17 protein-coding genes are annotated in these 13185 nt (G+C 55.7%); 3 read left to right on the forward strand and 14 right to left on the reverse strand.

Annotated elements, in window-relative coordinates; genetic code table 11:
* Positions 1–172 precede the first annotated feature (172 nt).
* On the forward strand, positions 173–1345 hold the full coding sequence (locus L383_RS00375) for a tyrosine-type recombinase/integrase (RefSeq protein ID WP_023332163.1): 1173 nt from the start codon (positions 173–175) through the stop codon (positions 1343–1345).
* Here L383_RS00375 and L383_RS00370 read toward each other — a convergent pair.
* From L383_RS00370 to L383_RS00320, 14 genes are all read right to left on the reverse strand, one after another.
* Positions 1342–1530, reverse strand: coding sequence for a helix-turn-helix transcriptional regulator (locus tag L383_RS00370; RefSeq protein WP_023332164.1), 189 nt, complete (start codon positions 1528–1530; stop codon positions 1342–1344). The two genes, L383_RS00375 and L383_RS00370, sit on opposite strands and share 4 nt — an antisense overlap.
* Positions 1527–2936, reverse strand: coding sequence for an SNF2-related protein (locus L383_RS00365; protein WP_023332165.1), 1410 nt, complete (start codon positions 2934–2936; stop codon positions 1527–1529). Before L383_RS00365 ends, L383_RS00370 begins: the two co-directional genes overlap by 4 nt.
* Before the next feature lie 126 nt (positions 2937–3062).
* A complete protein-coding gene (locus L383_RS00360; protein ID WP_023332166.1) occupies positions 3063–3365 on the reverse strand; it encodes a PDDEXK family nuclease in 303 nt (100 codons plus the stop codon).
* Positions 3349–3591 (reverse strand): hypothetical protein, encoded by a 243-nt coding sequence (locus tag L383_RS0124455; RefSeq protein WP_032629979.1) that lies wholly within the window; start codon positions 3589–3591, stop codon positions 3349–3351. Before L383_RS0124455 ends, L383_RS00360 begins: the two co-directional genes overlap by 17 nt.
* Entirely contained in the window at positions 3581–3802 is a 222-nt protein-coding gene (locus L383_RS00355) for an ANR family transcriptional regulator (protein ID WP_023332167.1), read from the reverse strand. Before L383_RS00355 ends, L383_RS0124455 begins: the two co-directional genes overlap by 11 nt.
* Positions 3803–3812: 10 nt before the next feature.
* Entirely contained in the window at positions 3813–4016 is a 204-nt protein-coding gene (locus tag L383_RS00350) for a hypothetical protein (protein ID WP_023332168.1), read from the reverse strand.
* Positions 4013–4225, reverse strand: coding sequence for a hypothetical protein (locus tag L383_RS00345; RefSeq protein WP_023332169.1), 213 nt, complete (start codon positions 4223–4225; stop codon positions 4013–4015). The genes L383_RS00350 and L383_RS00345 overlap by 4 nt, the downstream gene beginning before the upstream one ends.
* Before the next feature lie 5 nt (positions 4226–4230).
* On the reverse strand, positions 4231–6297 hold the full coding sequence (locus tag L383_RS00340; RefSeq protein ID WP_023332170.1) for a DNA polymerase: 2067 nt from the start codon (positions 6295–6297) through the stop codon (positions 4231–4233).
* A 77-nt stretch (positions 6298–6374) separates the two neighbouring features.
* The gene (locus tag L383_RS00335) at positions 6375–6923 is read right to left on the reverse strand and encodes a DUF2815 family protein (RefSeq protein ID WP_023332171.1); all 549 of its coding nucleotides are present in this window, start codon (positions 6921–6923) and stop codon (positions 6375–6377) included.
* A 14-nt stretch (positions 6924–6937) separates the two neighbouring features.
* A complete protein-coding gene (locus tag L383_RS00330) occupies positions 6938–8239 on the reverse strand; it encodes a DUF2800 domain-containing protein (protein ID WP_023332172.1) in 1302 nt (433 codons plus the stop codon).
* 2 nt (positions 8240–8241) lie between these two features.
* Positions 8242–9135, reverse strand: a complete 894-nt coding sequence (locus tag L383_RS00325) for a hypothetical protein (RefSeq protein WP_023332173.1) — start codon at positions 9133–9135, stop codon at positions 8242–8244.
* Positions 9132–9281 carry a hypothetical protein gene (locus L383_RS26170; protein ID WP_023305502.1) on the reverse strand — a complete coding sequence of 50 codons (150 nt, stop codon included), beginning with the start codon at positions 9279–9281 and terminating at the stop codon, positions 9132–9134. Before L383_RS26170 ends, L383_RS00325 begins: the two co-directional genes overlap by 4 nt.
* Before the next feature lie 109 nt (positions 9282–9390).
* Positions 9391–9585 (reverse strand): hypothetical protein, encoded by a 195-nt coding sequence (locus tag L383_RS25550; RefSeq protein WP_023332174.1) that lies wholly within the window; start codon positions 9583–9585, stop codon positions 9391–9393.
* Between the two features lie 391 nt (positions 9586–9976).
* Complete coding sequence (locus L383_RS00320) at positions 9977–10669, reverse strand: S24 family peptidase (RefSeq protein ID WP_023332176.1); 693 nt, start codon at positions 10667–10669, stop codon at positions 9977–9979.
* A 115-nt stretch (positions 10670–10784) separates the two neighbouring features.
* Between L383_RS00320 and L383_RS25555 the strand changes: the two genes are divergently transcribed.
* Entirely contained in the window at positions 10785–10961 is a 177-nt protein-coding gene (locus L383_RS25555; protein WP_023332177.1) for a Cro/CI family transcriptional regulator, read from the forward strand.
* Positions 10962–10964: 3 nt separating this feature from the next.
* Entirely contained in the window at positions 10965–13133 is a 2169-nt protein-coding gene (locus L383_RS00315; protein WP_023332178.1) for a VapE domain-containing protein, read from the forward strand.
* The last annotated feature ends 52 nt before the right edge of the window (positions 13134–13185 follow it).

Here is a 13185-nt window from a genome sequence, read left to right on the forward strand (position 1 = left end):
ACTCCTATTATCGGCACCATCATTTCATCCAGCACCATCCCCAATCGTCCATTTTTCCTTGTTTTTCGCGGTGTTGGCTGTTCTGTTTGTCCGCCGTTATCCAACTTTTACCGTTGCAATCCAAATTTAAAACGGGTACATAAACGGGTATCTGAGTTTGAGGCGGGTACCTATGAAACTAAACGCGCGACAGGTCGAGACGGCAAAGCCTGCGGAGAAAGACTACAAGCTGCCAGACGGTAACGGACTTATCCTGCTGGTGAAAACCAGTGGGGCAAAATACTGGCGTTATCGCTATACCTTCGCCGGTAAAGAAAAGATGCTGGCGCTCGGTGTGTACCCGGCTGTTTCGCTGGCGGCTGCTCGGGAAAAGCGAGATGAGGCCCGGCGTAACGTTGCGGCAGGTGTTGACCCGGTAAAAGTCAAAAGCCATGTTGCAGCTGCGGCTGCAAAGACAATCACGTTTAAAGAGATTGCCACAGAATGGCACGAATTCAAGAAGCCTCGCTGGTCACCTGGCTATGCCTCTGACATTCTCGAAGCATTCAATAAAGATATTTTCCCAGCGGTGGGCAAGCTGCCCGTTGCAGAAATCGAGCCTGTTCAGATGCTGACGGCACTGCGTAAAATTGAGAATCGCGGCGCAACCGAGAAAGCAGCCAAAACACGCCGGTGGTGCGGTGAGGTGTTCAGCTATGCAGTTGCGACCGGGCGCGCGAAGTATAACCCCGTCAGCGAACTGAACAGCGCAATGACCGGGCATAAAGGAGAGTCCTTCCCTTTCCTGACGGCGGAAGAACTGCCTGATTTTCTCGCGGCGCTTGAGAGTTACAAGGGGAGCCCGCTGCCCCGGCTGGGGTTGCAGATCATGATGCTGGCAGGGCTGCGTACTTACGAACTGCGGCATTCAAAATGGGAATGGGTAGATTTCGATAACCGGCTGTGGGAGATACCTGCCGAATTTATGAAGATGGACCGCCCGCACCTGGTACCACTTTCCGATCAGCTTGTTGTATTGCTGAAAGAGTTGCACTGTCTGACAGGTCGATACGTGAATATGTTCCCCGGCAGGAATGATCCGTCAAAGGTCATGAGCGAGAATACAATAAACAGGATGATCCACACGCTGGGGTATAAGGGGAGGGTAGTAGGGCATGGCTTCCGGCATACGTTCAGCACTATCCTGAACGATAAAGGATTCAACTCTGACTGGGTTGAACTCCAGATCGCTCACGTGGACAAGAACAATATACGCGGGGTTTATAACCATGCCCTGTATATGGAAGGGCGTCGGGAAATGATGCAGTGGTATGCGGATTATATTGACCAGCTGCGTTTGATTTAAAGAAACTGTTTTTTCCAATCTTCGACCTCTCCGCGTACCCAGCGGGAGGTTCGGCTCCCGAGCTTCTTAGGCTTCGGAAACTCGTTATTACTGATGCGCTCATAAATACTGGATTTTTTCAGGCCCACAGAGCGCTCGACCTCTTTAATGTTAATCAGGTCAGTGTCAGAGATAACCGGTGTCATGCTATACCTCTCTTTTTCATGGCATCGAGCAGGATGTCCTGCACTGTTCGTTTCGAGTTGCGCCGCTCCATCACCATTTCATCCATAGTGTCGGCAGCGATAATGTGGTGAATGAACACCGGGCGGTTGTGTCCGGCCTGAATCTGCCGGGTTGGCCCGATGCGTTCGATAATTTGCTGGTACTGCTCCAGGTCCCACCAGTGCGAGAAAAACACCAGTATGTTGCCGCCGTCCTGCATATTCAGGCCGTGGCCTGCGCTGGCCGGATGCGCGAACAGGACCGGTATTTTTCCAGCGTTCCAGTCGCGAAGGGTCTGTGGATCCTGGTCGAGGTGGCGACCTCGGGGAAACGCTTTAAGCAGGCGCTCAAGATCGTGTTTCCAGTGGTAGGCCACCAGTACAGGCGCGCCAGCTGCTTCGGTGAGAATACTGTCCAGCGCCTGCAGCTTCGCGTCGTGCAGTTCTGACCAGCTTCCGGCGTCGTCGGTGTACACCGCGCCGCTGGCGATTTGCAGACACTTCACCGTCTTTGCCGCGGCGTTCGGCGCTTCAATGCCTTCGCCGTTCAACTCGAGGAACATTTCCTTTTCCATTTCGCGATACTGCTGGCGGGCCTTCGGCGGCATGTCCACGCGGATCACGTTATGGATGGGCTCTTTGATGTCGAACCAGTCGGCGGCGTCCAGGGAGATAGTTACGTCAGCCAGCGCTCGCTGTATTTCATCCTGCGAATGGGCGAACGGCTCCAGCTTCGTCCAGCTTTGCCCCGGAAACTGTATTGAGTTGAACCAGCGGGAGGTAAACGCGCCGTAGGTGCGCCCGAGGCGCTGCCCCTGATCCACAAACCACGCTTGCCCCCACAAATCCACCAGGCCATTCGGCGCTGGCGTACCGGTGAGATTCATCCAGCGCCGGACGTGCTTATGTGCCACTTTGCCCAGCGCCGCCGCGCGCTTACCGCCCCCGCGCAGCCGGAAGGATTTCAGCCGGGTGCTCTCGTCAGGAATAACGGTACCGAACGGCCAGCGGTCGCCCAGCGTTTCAACCAGCCAGACCAGATTGTCGTAGTTGATGGTAAACACGCTGGCATTGCTGTTTGCCAGCGCTACCGCGCGCGCTTTGGCGTTACCGACAATCGGCTGCACCTCGATATTGCGCAGATGCCCCCATTTAACCGCTTCATCCGGCCATGTGCTGGCAGCCACGCGCAGCGGCGCGAGGACCAGCGCGGGCTGTGTCTCTGCGCCTGCCATGAAGAGATCTTCCAGCGTGGTGAGCGTTGCCACGGTTTTACCCATACCCATGCCCGCCCAGATGTTGCAGCGCAGGATGTCGATTTCGTGGTTGATGATGAGGTCTTGATAAGGGCGAGGCGTGAAAATTATAGAATGGGAGTTAACTGACACGTTTTTCCTCCCAGTGTAGCCTGTCGCCGCTATGTCCTGTATACCGCCCGGTCTGCCCTTTGGCTGTAAACTCCAGTGTGCCAGCGGTGAAGAGCATCACGATAGCGCCATCGTACGGGCCGCCAATCAGGCGGAATTTACTGCGTCGTTGGACTTTTCGCACAATATCCCCTCCAGATTCTTGCTATCCAGCACCACCACGGTAAAGCCCAGCGCGCGGAGCCGTTTGTGCTCGCGCAGCTGGTCGGCGCGTGGTGGTTTGCCTGGCGCTTTGCATTCAACAAAGACGAGACGGCCGCGGGGCAGCAGGACAATTCGATCCGGTACCGAGCGGCGACCGGGTGACACGAACTTAAAGGCGACCCCGCCAGCCTTTTTCACTTCGGCGACGAGGTGTTTTTCGATAAGGCTTTCACGTTCGTAGGCCATCAACCACCGCTCCACCAGCAGCCTCAATTGCTGCGATCACTTCATCTTTGGCATAACAATCAATAACCCCAGCCCAAAGCCGTGTAGTTGGTAGAACGACGGTTAAGGGGAGTCCTGTCTGCTTTCTCTCGTGCTTTAACTCCAGAGCCAGCAATTGTTCTAATGATGTTTTTGGCGCTGTTATGATCTCGTCAATCACATCATCAGTGAGATTTTTATCGCGCATCGTCCACCGCCTTACGCTTTTCGCGCATGTTCTGCATCAGGCAAAAATCAGACCGGCGTTCGCTCCAGTCCTGATTAAGTTCGTTACGTGATTCGCGGTTTGCTTTGGCCCAGACCTTCGCTGCCCGGTCGTACTCCCCAGATTGCTCAAGGCGCAAAGCCTCCCTCGCAGTCCGGTAATAAAGCGGACTGTCCCGATATTTAAATGACATAGGGATTACCTCAGTGGATGACGCCGACAACCTCAGGGTCGGTAGCCATATCGCTGTTAACCAGACGGAAGCGGACCAGAACTGCGCCCTGATCACCCCAGTCTCTGCGCAGATTGCGCCAGGAGGGGTGTTTATCGCCGCAGCATTCCAGAATGGCGGCGCTGTCTATATCGAACTGCGCGCGGCTGTCCATGACCATGTAGATGTATTTCATAGCGGATCACCGTCTGAAAATGCTTCGGTGTCGGGTTGTAACTGGACCATGTCGTCGATTGGCATAAGTTTCAGAGGGCCACTATCGTTGAGCGCACCGAGTGTTAACTTTGCGAACAAACGTTTTTGCGATGTGGTTAGTTCGACCTGTGATGTGCGGCCGTTGACTAACACAATGATTGCGAAATTTTCTACGTTGCCTTGTGCCATAGCGATTAATCCTTACGGTAGTGGTACGCCTCAAAGCCGCCAGCGTTCAGCGGTATATCGGGCGCCCATTTGGGGTTAGTGGAGAGCAGCGCGGAGAGCGCTTTGTCGTTGAATTCGTCTGTGTCCGGCGCTTCGGTAATTACCTCATCATGTACCGTCAGCACAATGCTGTATCTGGCGTCCTCGATCAGCGGCATGTTTCCGGCCAGAACGTCGCGGGCGGCCGCCTGAGTGACGTTTTCCACCAGCTTTCCGCCGTAGGTTTTGAGCCGTTGCCATTTGCGCGAGTAGGAGTTAACGCCCTGATAGGTGATGTTCCCCTTCTCGATGGATGGTGACGGGTAGCACAGCGCGCGTCCGGATGGCAGCTGTATTCGCAGCCATGCGCCATCACGGCGGACTTTCAGATAGCCGCAGTACAGCGTCTTTTTCGGTGTGGCAATGGCGGTGCGGACGGTACGCTCGAGCTCGTACCAGAAATCGCAGGTTGCCGGGTGGGCTCTTCGCCACAGGCGCTTAAGCGAATCGCAGGCGATGAATACACGCTCTGACAGGCCGTAGGTCGACTTACGTTTAACCGATTCGTCGTACCAGCTTTTCGCCTCGCGGATGACATCACGGGGGATATTCGGCAGCGCGGCGTTCGCCAGCTCGTCGAGGTCGAGACCGTAGACCAGGGCGAAGGTAAGAAATGCCGCAACACCCCCGCCGAAGCCGAGGCCCAGCTCCATCACCTTGCCGATCTGACGCTGGTATTTATCAACATCGTCCGGCGAGATATTGAAGGCGCGGGCATAGGCCAATTTATAAAGATCTGGTCCAATCCCCTCGTCGTACTCCCTGAACGCATCAAGCTTCCACTGCTCACCGGCAAGCCAGGCAAGTTTTCGCCCTTCGATGTTAGACAGGTCGCTAACCACCAGCTTTTTGCCTTCCGGAGCCATGATGCAGCCGCGCAGCGCCGAGCTGGTCAGCTCCATGATGTTATCGAACAGCAGATCAGCGCATCCGGCTTTCAGCGCCTCGATGCCCTCGTCTATCTGGTCCTGCTCAAGAGAAGGGCGGGGCAGGTTCTGGGGCTGGAACAACCGCCCGGCCCAGCGTCCGGTTCGCGATGCGCCGCAGAACTGCAGCGTGCCGCGCAGACGACCGTCACTGCTCACGCCCTTCATCAGTGATTTGTACTTACTGGTGCTGGTGGTGCTGGCCTGCAGGCGGATTGCCAGCAGCTCTTTCACCGCAGACGGCAAATCAGGATCCGCCATACGACGCTCCAGCGTGCTGCGCTGCATGTCCGGCAGCTCCACACCGTACGATTCGACAATGTGCTTAATCAATGCGTCGCGCTGTGTGGCCGCCTGCACTTCGCCGTCGGTCATCACCTGCGTGCGTTTCGCCAGGCGCTTTTGCTCGAGGTCTACCGCCTCGATCGCCGCCTGTGCGAGCTGCACATCCATGCAGACGCCGCGGTCATTGATCTGCTGGTCACGATGCCATAGCGCCAGCTCTGCACCCTTGTAGTTCCACTTCGGCAGGCGCTTATGCACTTCGCGCATAGCCTCGATATCCAGCCCGGCGTAAGCAACAAAGCGCCGCCATTCTTCCGGGTGGGTTTTGCTGGTGGCGCGGCGCAGTTTGCTGTTCTTCGGACGTGGCTTACAGAACAGCTGGATCAGCGCCTTACCTTCTTTGTCCTTCGCCTTGTCCTGCGGGACGCCGAGCACTTCGCAGAGTGCCCCCAGCGCGCCGGGGAGGCCGTGCGCCAGTGCCTGCACCATCGTGTCGCGCCAGCGCGTTATATCCGGGGCCAGCCGAGGGTGAGTGTGTCGCAAAACGGTGCGGTCAAAGTGCGAATTGTGGAAATAAAGCAGAGTATCGGGGTCGCGAAGGGCGAACCACAACGGATCGGGTATCGGCTCGCCAGCGGTTAAATCCCACACCCGTACAGGCCCGTCGTTGATAGCCCAGGCAAACAGCATTACTTCGACGCCTTCTGCGTAAGCGTGGGTGCCGTTCGTGATGGGTGTTTCGCAATAGGTTTCCAGGTCGCCCCAGAGAATGGTTTCAGACATAGATATTCCTCGCGGGTGCTTTGCGAAAAGGGATGCTCTTTGCAAAACACCCGGCACATGGCCGGGCGGGTATGGGGTTAAATCAGCGTGTCGGCGTCTGCGCCCTCGCTGATGTCGTCGAAGTCGTCCGGCGCTGCAACACCGCCGCCAGCAAACGCGTCACCGTCGCGTAGGAACTGGACGCCGCCAAGCGATGCGTTGACGCGTTTGCCGAAGTTGTTGTCCTGCGCCCAAATGTCGATCACCGCGTTGACATAGCAACCGGCGTAAGGACGGCCATCAGCCTGGATGAGCGGCGAACGGTCGCGATCGATGACTGCCGGACGTGCTTTGTTGGCAGCGTTCAGGAAGAAGTTGCCCGGGAAACCTTCGTATTCGGCTTTTTCGTCACCGTCGTGCAGGCAGAGGTTGAGTTTTTTCTCCAGCTGGCCGTAAATGGTTTCCCACTTCTCGCCCCACTTTTCCTTCGCTACCTGTTTCAGCGCTTTGCGGACTTCTTCCAGTTGTGGATGTTTCGGATCCATCAGGAAAACAGCAGAGAAGCGCGGGTCTCCTTCGCCATTCACGGTTTTTGCTTCGAACAGAGCAGGGAAGGCCAGGCGGACGTTGTTCAGTTTAATTTTCATGGGTATTTCCTTAATCAGATGAGGTCAGCGGCGAGCGCATCGTCGGACACGTCGTCGAAATCGTTAACAGGGTTGAGATTGAGCGCTGGGCGCGGGTCGGACTCGGGGGCGACGGTAGGCTTACCGTCAGCGCGGGTGATCAGCGCTTCGACTTTCGTCCAGCGGCGAGGACTAGCCTTTTTGATGAGCTTCTCGGCTTTGGTTGGGCTAATCAGCTTAAGGTCGAAAACCTCCTCAGTTTTATATCGGAACTGGTCTTTCAGCAGAGCGCGGGCGGCTTCTTCATCGCTCCAGGCACGATTACCCTGTTTGCCAGTAACCAGCTTAAAGCCCGGCACCGGGTGACCCGCGTTCAGTTCACTGTTCACCCGGTCGCGCACAGCCTTTAGCCACGATTCGATAAAATCGGCCTGTCTGTATACCTCTGCCAGCTGTTCGGCGGTCAGCAATGGCACACGCTTAACTGCTTCCGCCAGCTGCTCGCCAGTAGGTTGCGTCAGGTCGACGAAATCGCCAGCGATAGTGTCGAAGTGCAACTGCTGCCGCGCGGTACAGATGGCGCTGGCTTTGCAGAACCGGCACTGTTTTTCACCGGGGGTGAAGTTTTCCAGCGGCAGGGTTTCGACACCTTCGCAATCGGCAATATTGAACATCACGATTACACTGGCGGCCGCTTCCTGCGCCCGTTCGCCGAACGCCTGGAGTTCTTCCACTGTCAGGGCCCACTCAGAAACGTGGTTAAGTCGTGGCTGATGGATGAACAGGCGCACCGTCTCGAAGTCGTACAGCATGCTGAACTGTTCAAGCGCGCCCAGGGCATACAGCTGCAGCTGCTCGTTCTGCTCGGCGTCGACCCGTACACCCTTACCGTATTTCAGGTCGTGGATCTGCAGCTCGTTACCCGCGATGATAACGCCATCGGCGGTACCGAAAGATTCTTCGACCCCCACGATGTGAGAGAAGTCGACACGCTGCTCGACCAACAGCTCGTTGCCCTGCGACAGCGCCCAGACGGTGTCGACGTAACGGCCAACGGCTTCGATCATTTCCTCATCTACCTGCGGGCCGGGATCCGTTTTTGATGGATGCGCCAGCGGGTAGGTACCGAGATACGTTTCAACATCGCAACCGGCATAATCGGCGGAATAGCTCAGACGATTGCGCAGGACAAGTTCGCCAAGTGCGTGCGCTGCGGTACCTTCTTCTGCGAACGAGGAGCTTTTATCCGGTTGCGTGGCCTCCAGTGCCAGACTACCGGGGCAGCGCATCCAACGATGCGCTGAGGACGGGGAAAGTCGTGCGTGAACGTCTGGCATAATTAACCCTCCAGCGCTTTTTCAGCCTGAGCGATCACATCTGCGAGGTTCTCGTCAGCAACTTCGCCGAGTTTTTTGGCACCCTGTTTTTCCAGAATGGCGACAGCTTCGGCGCGGTATCCGCCCTTCGCCAACTGGAGGATCAATCCTTCGGCCTTTTTACGCAGGGCTGCAAAATCAGAATGGCTGGTATCAGTTTCTGTCTTATCTTTGCTGGCAGCTTCCTGCAGCTGGAGGAACTCCACTTTGTTGATCTCAACAGTCAACCCATCCTCAAGGATTTCATGCAACGCGCCGAGGTCTTCAACGCTGCCAAAAGAATCACTTTCTGGATGTTTCCAGTAGAACGGGCCTTTACGTTCCTGTTTGCCCTTACTGCTGGTCTTTTTCGGCTTCACTGTGTCACGCTCGCCCGGCTTCGCATCGAGCCATGTTTCAGCGTATGCGCGTCGCTCGGCGATAGTCGTCAGGTCATCCCAGTAGGAAATGATGTCGCGCGACAGCTGGAGCAGCACCTCTTTATGAACTTCTTTTGTGCGTTTAACACCCTGCAGGGCACTATCCAGAGCGTCGATTTGTACGACTCGCTTATCGCCTTCGGCGTCGCGGTAATCAACAGCGCGCTGGACCATCGTTTCGCTGAGCTCCTGCGCGTCCGGGTAGAATGCAGCCAGGGCGATAATGTCGCTGAACTCCAGATCTTCCAGCGTAACCTTGCGGATAACGGTATTTTCCGCTTTGGTTTCCGGTACCGTTTCGCGGTATTCCTGAACCTGCGCCACGGTGTCCGGGCGAAGAGCGACGCCAGAGGCGAGGGCAGTGATAAGGCGTTCAAGCAGGGCGTTATGCTGCGTCAGCAGCTGGTTGTTAAGTTCGAGACTGGTTTCTAAGCTCATACTGCGGTCCTCGCTACAAGGAGAATGAAGGTAATAGCCAGGCCGAACGCAGTAGCGAGGGCCAGACCGGTGAAGATGTCGAATTGTTTGCGGCGCCAGCGGAGCACATCGCGCCCCGTCAGCCGGTGGAGGTGTTCAGGTTTCATCGGTAGTGCTCCTTTTCATGTCTGGGAGCGCACTGCACTGAATGCGCTTTCAGGCATAAAAAAGCCCGTCATGGGAGGCGGGCAAAGACTACACACAGCAATGGATGATTCAGGGGATGGGGGTTAACGGACGAATTGTGTAGCCATAACCGAGATAGCCGTTGCGTTCCTGGTAAGCCGCCGCTCTTAGTCGAGCAGGGTTTTCGCCTTTAACTGTCGCAACAACGTAATCAGTTGCGTCAGGTCCGTTTTCTACCACTTCAAAAGTCGACAAGTATTTTGTTGTGAGCTCATAGGTATTCATTTCGGTACCCTCTCAGTGGATTAGTAAAAGGCCCGAAGCCTTTGATTAATTCACTGCACGTCCCATCATCGGGGCGTTTCAACTTGCGTGACTTATCAGCTCGTCGCGGTGTGGTCCTCTACGCTTACCGTACGCATACGGACTCGGCGCTTACCTCGATCCCATCGGGTGCCATTTCGTTTTGCCAGGAGCACAGCGGCTTACCTGTCACACGGTTCTGTTTGTTAAAGAGCTCGTTAAGATGTTTGTATAGATGTCTTAACCTTTGATGCATAGTTAAGACCTCTAAACCTTTAAAGTCAAGAGTTGGAGTTAAGAAAAGTGTACTTTTTTGCAGGTTGGTAAAGAAAAGCCCGCTATTAGGCGGGCCGCAGAAGAGGGGAAAGCTGTTTTAGAGGAGAACGGAATACCAGAATACTTGGCCTATGATGTTTATCTTATTTGCCTCATGGTAAAAATAATCTTCATCTGCGTATTCATCCCGGTTAAATGAGCGAACTCTGATACCGTTTGGTAGGCGGTACAGTAGCTTTACACGTAACAATCCATCTTGGTCTATCGCATACATCTGACCATCTTTTATCCCGGTCTTTGAGGTATCGACACCGACTACCGCCCCGTCAGGTAAAACCGGCTCCATGCTATTACCGTGTACGCTAACGCAAGCGGCACAGCCTGCGTCCACACCAGCTTTACGTAGAGTGGATTTTGCAAATCGCAATTTACATCCAGAGCGATCCAGTTCTACGTAAGTGCCATCCCCTGCGGATAGTTCAATCTCGTGGTAGAAAGGTATTTCCACTTCATCATCCTCTAATGGTGTGGTTGAGTCCCATGTTGAAAAAACACCCTCTACTCTTGCGTTTGAAGTTACCTGTTTATCGTCAGAAGGTTTGCCAGTGAGTAGCCATTCTGGAGACGTACCCAAAGCATCAGCCAGGTTGACCAGGTTTTTACCATTAGGCGCTGTAGATCCTGATTCCCACTGTGAAATAGTCGCTTTTGTGACCTTAATTCGTTTTGCGAGCGCGTCTTGAGTCATTTTTACATTGCGGCGTGCTTCGCGAATACGTTCGTTAATCATGGTGTTACCCCTCATATGGTTTAGTTAGCTTAACCTAGTTAGAGTATCGTTTTCTTGACTTGTATGTTTAGTTTTCTTAACCTTGGTGTATCTATACATGCCCAGGAAAACGGATATGAAAAAGACCAGAGCCATTGAGCTAGCGGGCAGCAAAGCGAAACTCGCCCGATTATTGAAGGTTTCTAAAGGTGCAGTATCTCAGTGGGGTGACGAAATCCCAGAGCTGAGAGCTCTGCAGCTTGAAAAGTTATTGAGCGCTAATAAAAAAACTCAAGCCAGACAAAAGGCGTAACCCATGCCAGAGAAAAAGATCTGGGGGGCGACGCCTGACGAATGGTTCCACTTCGATCTGGTGCTGGGGCGTACTGACCAGCTGCTGCCGGTCGTGTGCAACCCGGGCGCGACCATATCCCCGAACAGCAAACTAAAAATGCTTGGCAAAACGCCGAGTCTCTATAACCGCGACCGACTGGCTACCGGGATCAAGGACTGGACCGAGCATGTCGTTACCGAGCATGACTTTGCCCGCTGGTCGAACGAACCGGATTACGGCATCTGCGTGCGCACAGGTCATGGCTGGCTGGCGCTGGACTGCGACAGCGAAGACGAAGACATCCAGGCCGATATTCGCAAAACGCTGGTGCAGCTGCTGGGCGAGCTGCCGCCGCGTCGCTGGCGCGCAAACAGCAACAAATGCCTGTACCTGCTGGCCGTTGACGGCGATTTCCGTAAGCGCATCCACCGTCTGGCGGGTGATATGGGGATTATCGAGCTGCTGGCGAACGGGCAGCAGCTCGTTGCCTGCGGTACGCACAGCAGCGGCGCGCGTATCGAATGGGACGGCGGTCTGCCGGACGAGCCCCCAGCCATAACTGCTGACCAGCTCGAAACGCTGTGGCAGCGCCTAGCGGATCAACTGCCTGTGTCGGTCACCACTGAAGCGGGCAGCACGAAGATGCGCGACCGCTCAACCTTCACGCCCGGCGCCACGGACGATACAGCCGAATATCTCGACGCGAACGGTTGGACGCTGCTGGACGGCGCGAACGGCGAGCGATACATCCGCTGCCCGTTTGAGGATGGCCACAGCACCGGTGGCGACCCGACCAGTACGGTTTACTTCCCGGGCGGGACCGCGGGCTTTGAACAGGGGCATTTCAAGTGCCTGCACGCCAGCTGCGCGCACCGTGACGACGGCGATTTCCTTAACGCCATCGGGATCCGTAACGACGATTTCGAAGACCTGACCAGCACCGACGTTGCTGAGCCGTTACCGCTGCCAGCGTTCGAGCGCGATAAGTGGGGCCGCATCGAGGCCACCATCAGCAACGCGGCGAAAGCCGTTGTGCGTCCTGACTTTGTTGACATCGATATCCGCTTTGACCAGTTCCGCGACGAAATCATGTTCGCACAGGCTGGCTCCGGCCAGTGGCAGGCGTTCACCGATGCGGACTATGCGCGCCTGCGCATCACAATGGAAAAGCGCGGCTTTAAGCCTGTCGGGCGCGAGCTCATCCGCGACGTGGTGCTGCTGGCCGCTGACGAACAGCCTTTCGACTCGGCGACCACCTGGCTGAACGGGCTGGAGTGGGACGGCGTGCCACGCATCGAAACTTTCTACCATACGCACTTCGGTACTGCCGACACGCCATACACCCGCGCGGTGTCCATGTACATGTGGACGGCGCTGGCGGGCAGGGTGCTGGAGCCCGGCGTCAAAGCCGATATGGTGCCGATCCTCGTCGGTCCTCAGGGCTGCGGTAAGTCCTCCGGTGTGGAAGCTCTGAGCCCCGACCCGGCGTTCTTCACCGAGATCTCTTTCGCTGAGAAAGACGATGACCTCGCACGCAAGATGCGCGGGCGTCTGGTGGCGGAAATTGGCGAGCTGCGCGGCCTCAATACCAAAGAGCTGGAATCCATCAAGGCATTCGTAACGCGTACGCATGAGAACTGGATCCCTAAATACCGCGAGTTCGCTACCCAGTTCCCGCGTCGCCTGGTGTTCGTCGGTACCACCAACGAGGACGAATTCCTCGCTGACAAAACCGGTAACCGTCGCTGGCTTCCCGTGGAGGTGTCGAAAGTCGACGTGAAAGCGATAAAAACAGACCTCCTTTTGCTGTGGGCTGAGGCCCGCGAGACGTTTAAGCGCCTCGGCGGCATCCAGTTCCGCGATGCTGAGCGGCTCGGTGCGAGTGTCCACGAGCAGTACACCATTAAGGACGCGTGGCTCGAGACGGTAGAGAAATGGCTAGACACGCCCGACCTTATGACTAACGACATTCCGCGAAATTGCGAATTTTTACGCGCTAGCGACGTTCTGCGCGATGCGATTGGCTTAAATCCAAGTCACATCGGAAAACGTGAAGAAATGCGAATTAGCAATGTTTTGCAAAATTGCGGTTATTCGCGAGTTTTGAGGCGTGTTAACGGCAAAGTGCAGCGAGTTTGGGTATCGGCGTAACCACCTGCAACCACCTAATAGCGTAGGTGGTTACGTTTTAACTAATTGAATT

Source organism: Enterobacter sp. MGH 37, from assembly GCF_000534515.1.
Lineage (GTDB): Bacteria > Pseudomonadota > Gammaproteobacteria > Enterobacterales > Enterobacteriaceae > Enterobacter > Enterobacter kobei.

What these genes read in the sequence shown, in the direction of transcription:
- L383_RS00360 (WP_023332166.1), bottom strand. Translation starts at nt 3,365, where the DNA reads ATGGCCTACGAACGTGAAAGCCTTATCGAAAAACACCTCGTCGCCGAA.
- L383_RS00350 (WP_023332168.1), bottom strand. Translation starts at nt 4,016, where the DNA reads ATGAAATACATCTACATGGTCATGGACAGCCGCGCGCAGTTCGATATA.
- L383_RS00345 (WP_023332169.1), bottom strand. Translation starts at nt 4,225, where the DNA reads ATGGCACAAGGCAACGTAGAAAATTTCGCAATCATTGTGTTAGTCAAC.
- L383_RS26170 (WP_023305502.1), bottom strand. Translation starts at nt 9,281, where the DNA reads ATGAAACCTGAACACCTCCACCGGCTGACGGGGCGCGATGTGCTCCGC.
- L383_RS00335 (WP_023332171.1), bottom strand. Translation starts at nt 6,923, where the DNA reads ATGAAAATTAAACTGAACAACGTCCGCCTGGCCTTCCCTGCTCTGTTC.
- L383_RS25550 (WP_023332174.1), bottom strand. Translation starts at nt 9,585, where the DNA reads ATGAATACCTATGAGCTCACAACAAAATACTTGTCGACTTTTGAAGTG.
- L383_RS00325 (WP_023332173.1), bottom strand. Translation starts at nt 9,135, where the DNA reads ATGAGCTTAGAAACCAGTCTCGAACTTAACAACCAGCTGCTGACGCAG.
- L383_RS00355 (WP_023332167.1), bottom strand. Translation starts at nt 3,802, where the DNA reads ATGTCATTTAAATATCGGGACAGTCCGCTTTATTACCGGACTGCGAGG.
- L383_RS00340 (WP_023332170.1), bottom strand. Translation starts at nt 6,297, where the DNA reads ATGTCTGAAACCATTCTCTGGGGCGACCTGGAAACCTATTGCGAAACA.
- L383_RS00315 (WP_023332178.1), top strand. Translation starts at nt 10,965, where the DNA reads ATGCCAGAGAAAAAGATCTGGGGGGCGACGCCTGACGAATGGTTCCAC.
- L383_RS00330 (WP_023332172.1), bottom strand. Translation starts at nt 8,239, where the DNA reads ATGCCAGACGTTCACGCACGACTTTCCCCGTCCTCAGCGCATCGTTGG.
- L383_RS00370 (WP_023332164.1), bottom strand. Translation starts at nt 1,530, where the DNA reads ATGACACCGGTTATCTCTGACACTGACCTGATTAACATTAAAGAGGTC.
- L383_RS00320 (WP_023332176.1), bottom strand. Translation starts at nt 10,669, where the DNA reads ATGATTAACGAACGTATTCGCGAAGCACGCCGCAATGTAAAAATGACT.
- L383_RS0124455 (WP_032629979.1), bottom strand. Translation starts at nt 3,591, where the DNA reads ATGCGCGATAAAAATCTCACTGATGATGTGATTGACGAGATCATAACA.
- L383_RS25555 (WP_023332177.1), top strand. Translation starts at nt 10,785, where the DNA reads ATGAAAAAGACCAGAGCCATTGAGCTAGCGGGCAGCAAAGCGAAACTC.
- L383_RS00375 (WP_023332163.1), top strand. Translation starts at nt 173, where the DNA reads ATGAAACTAAACGCGCGACAGGTCGAGACGGCAAAGCCTGCGGAGAAA.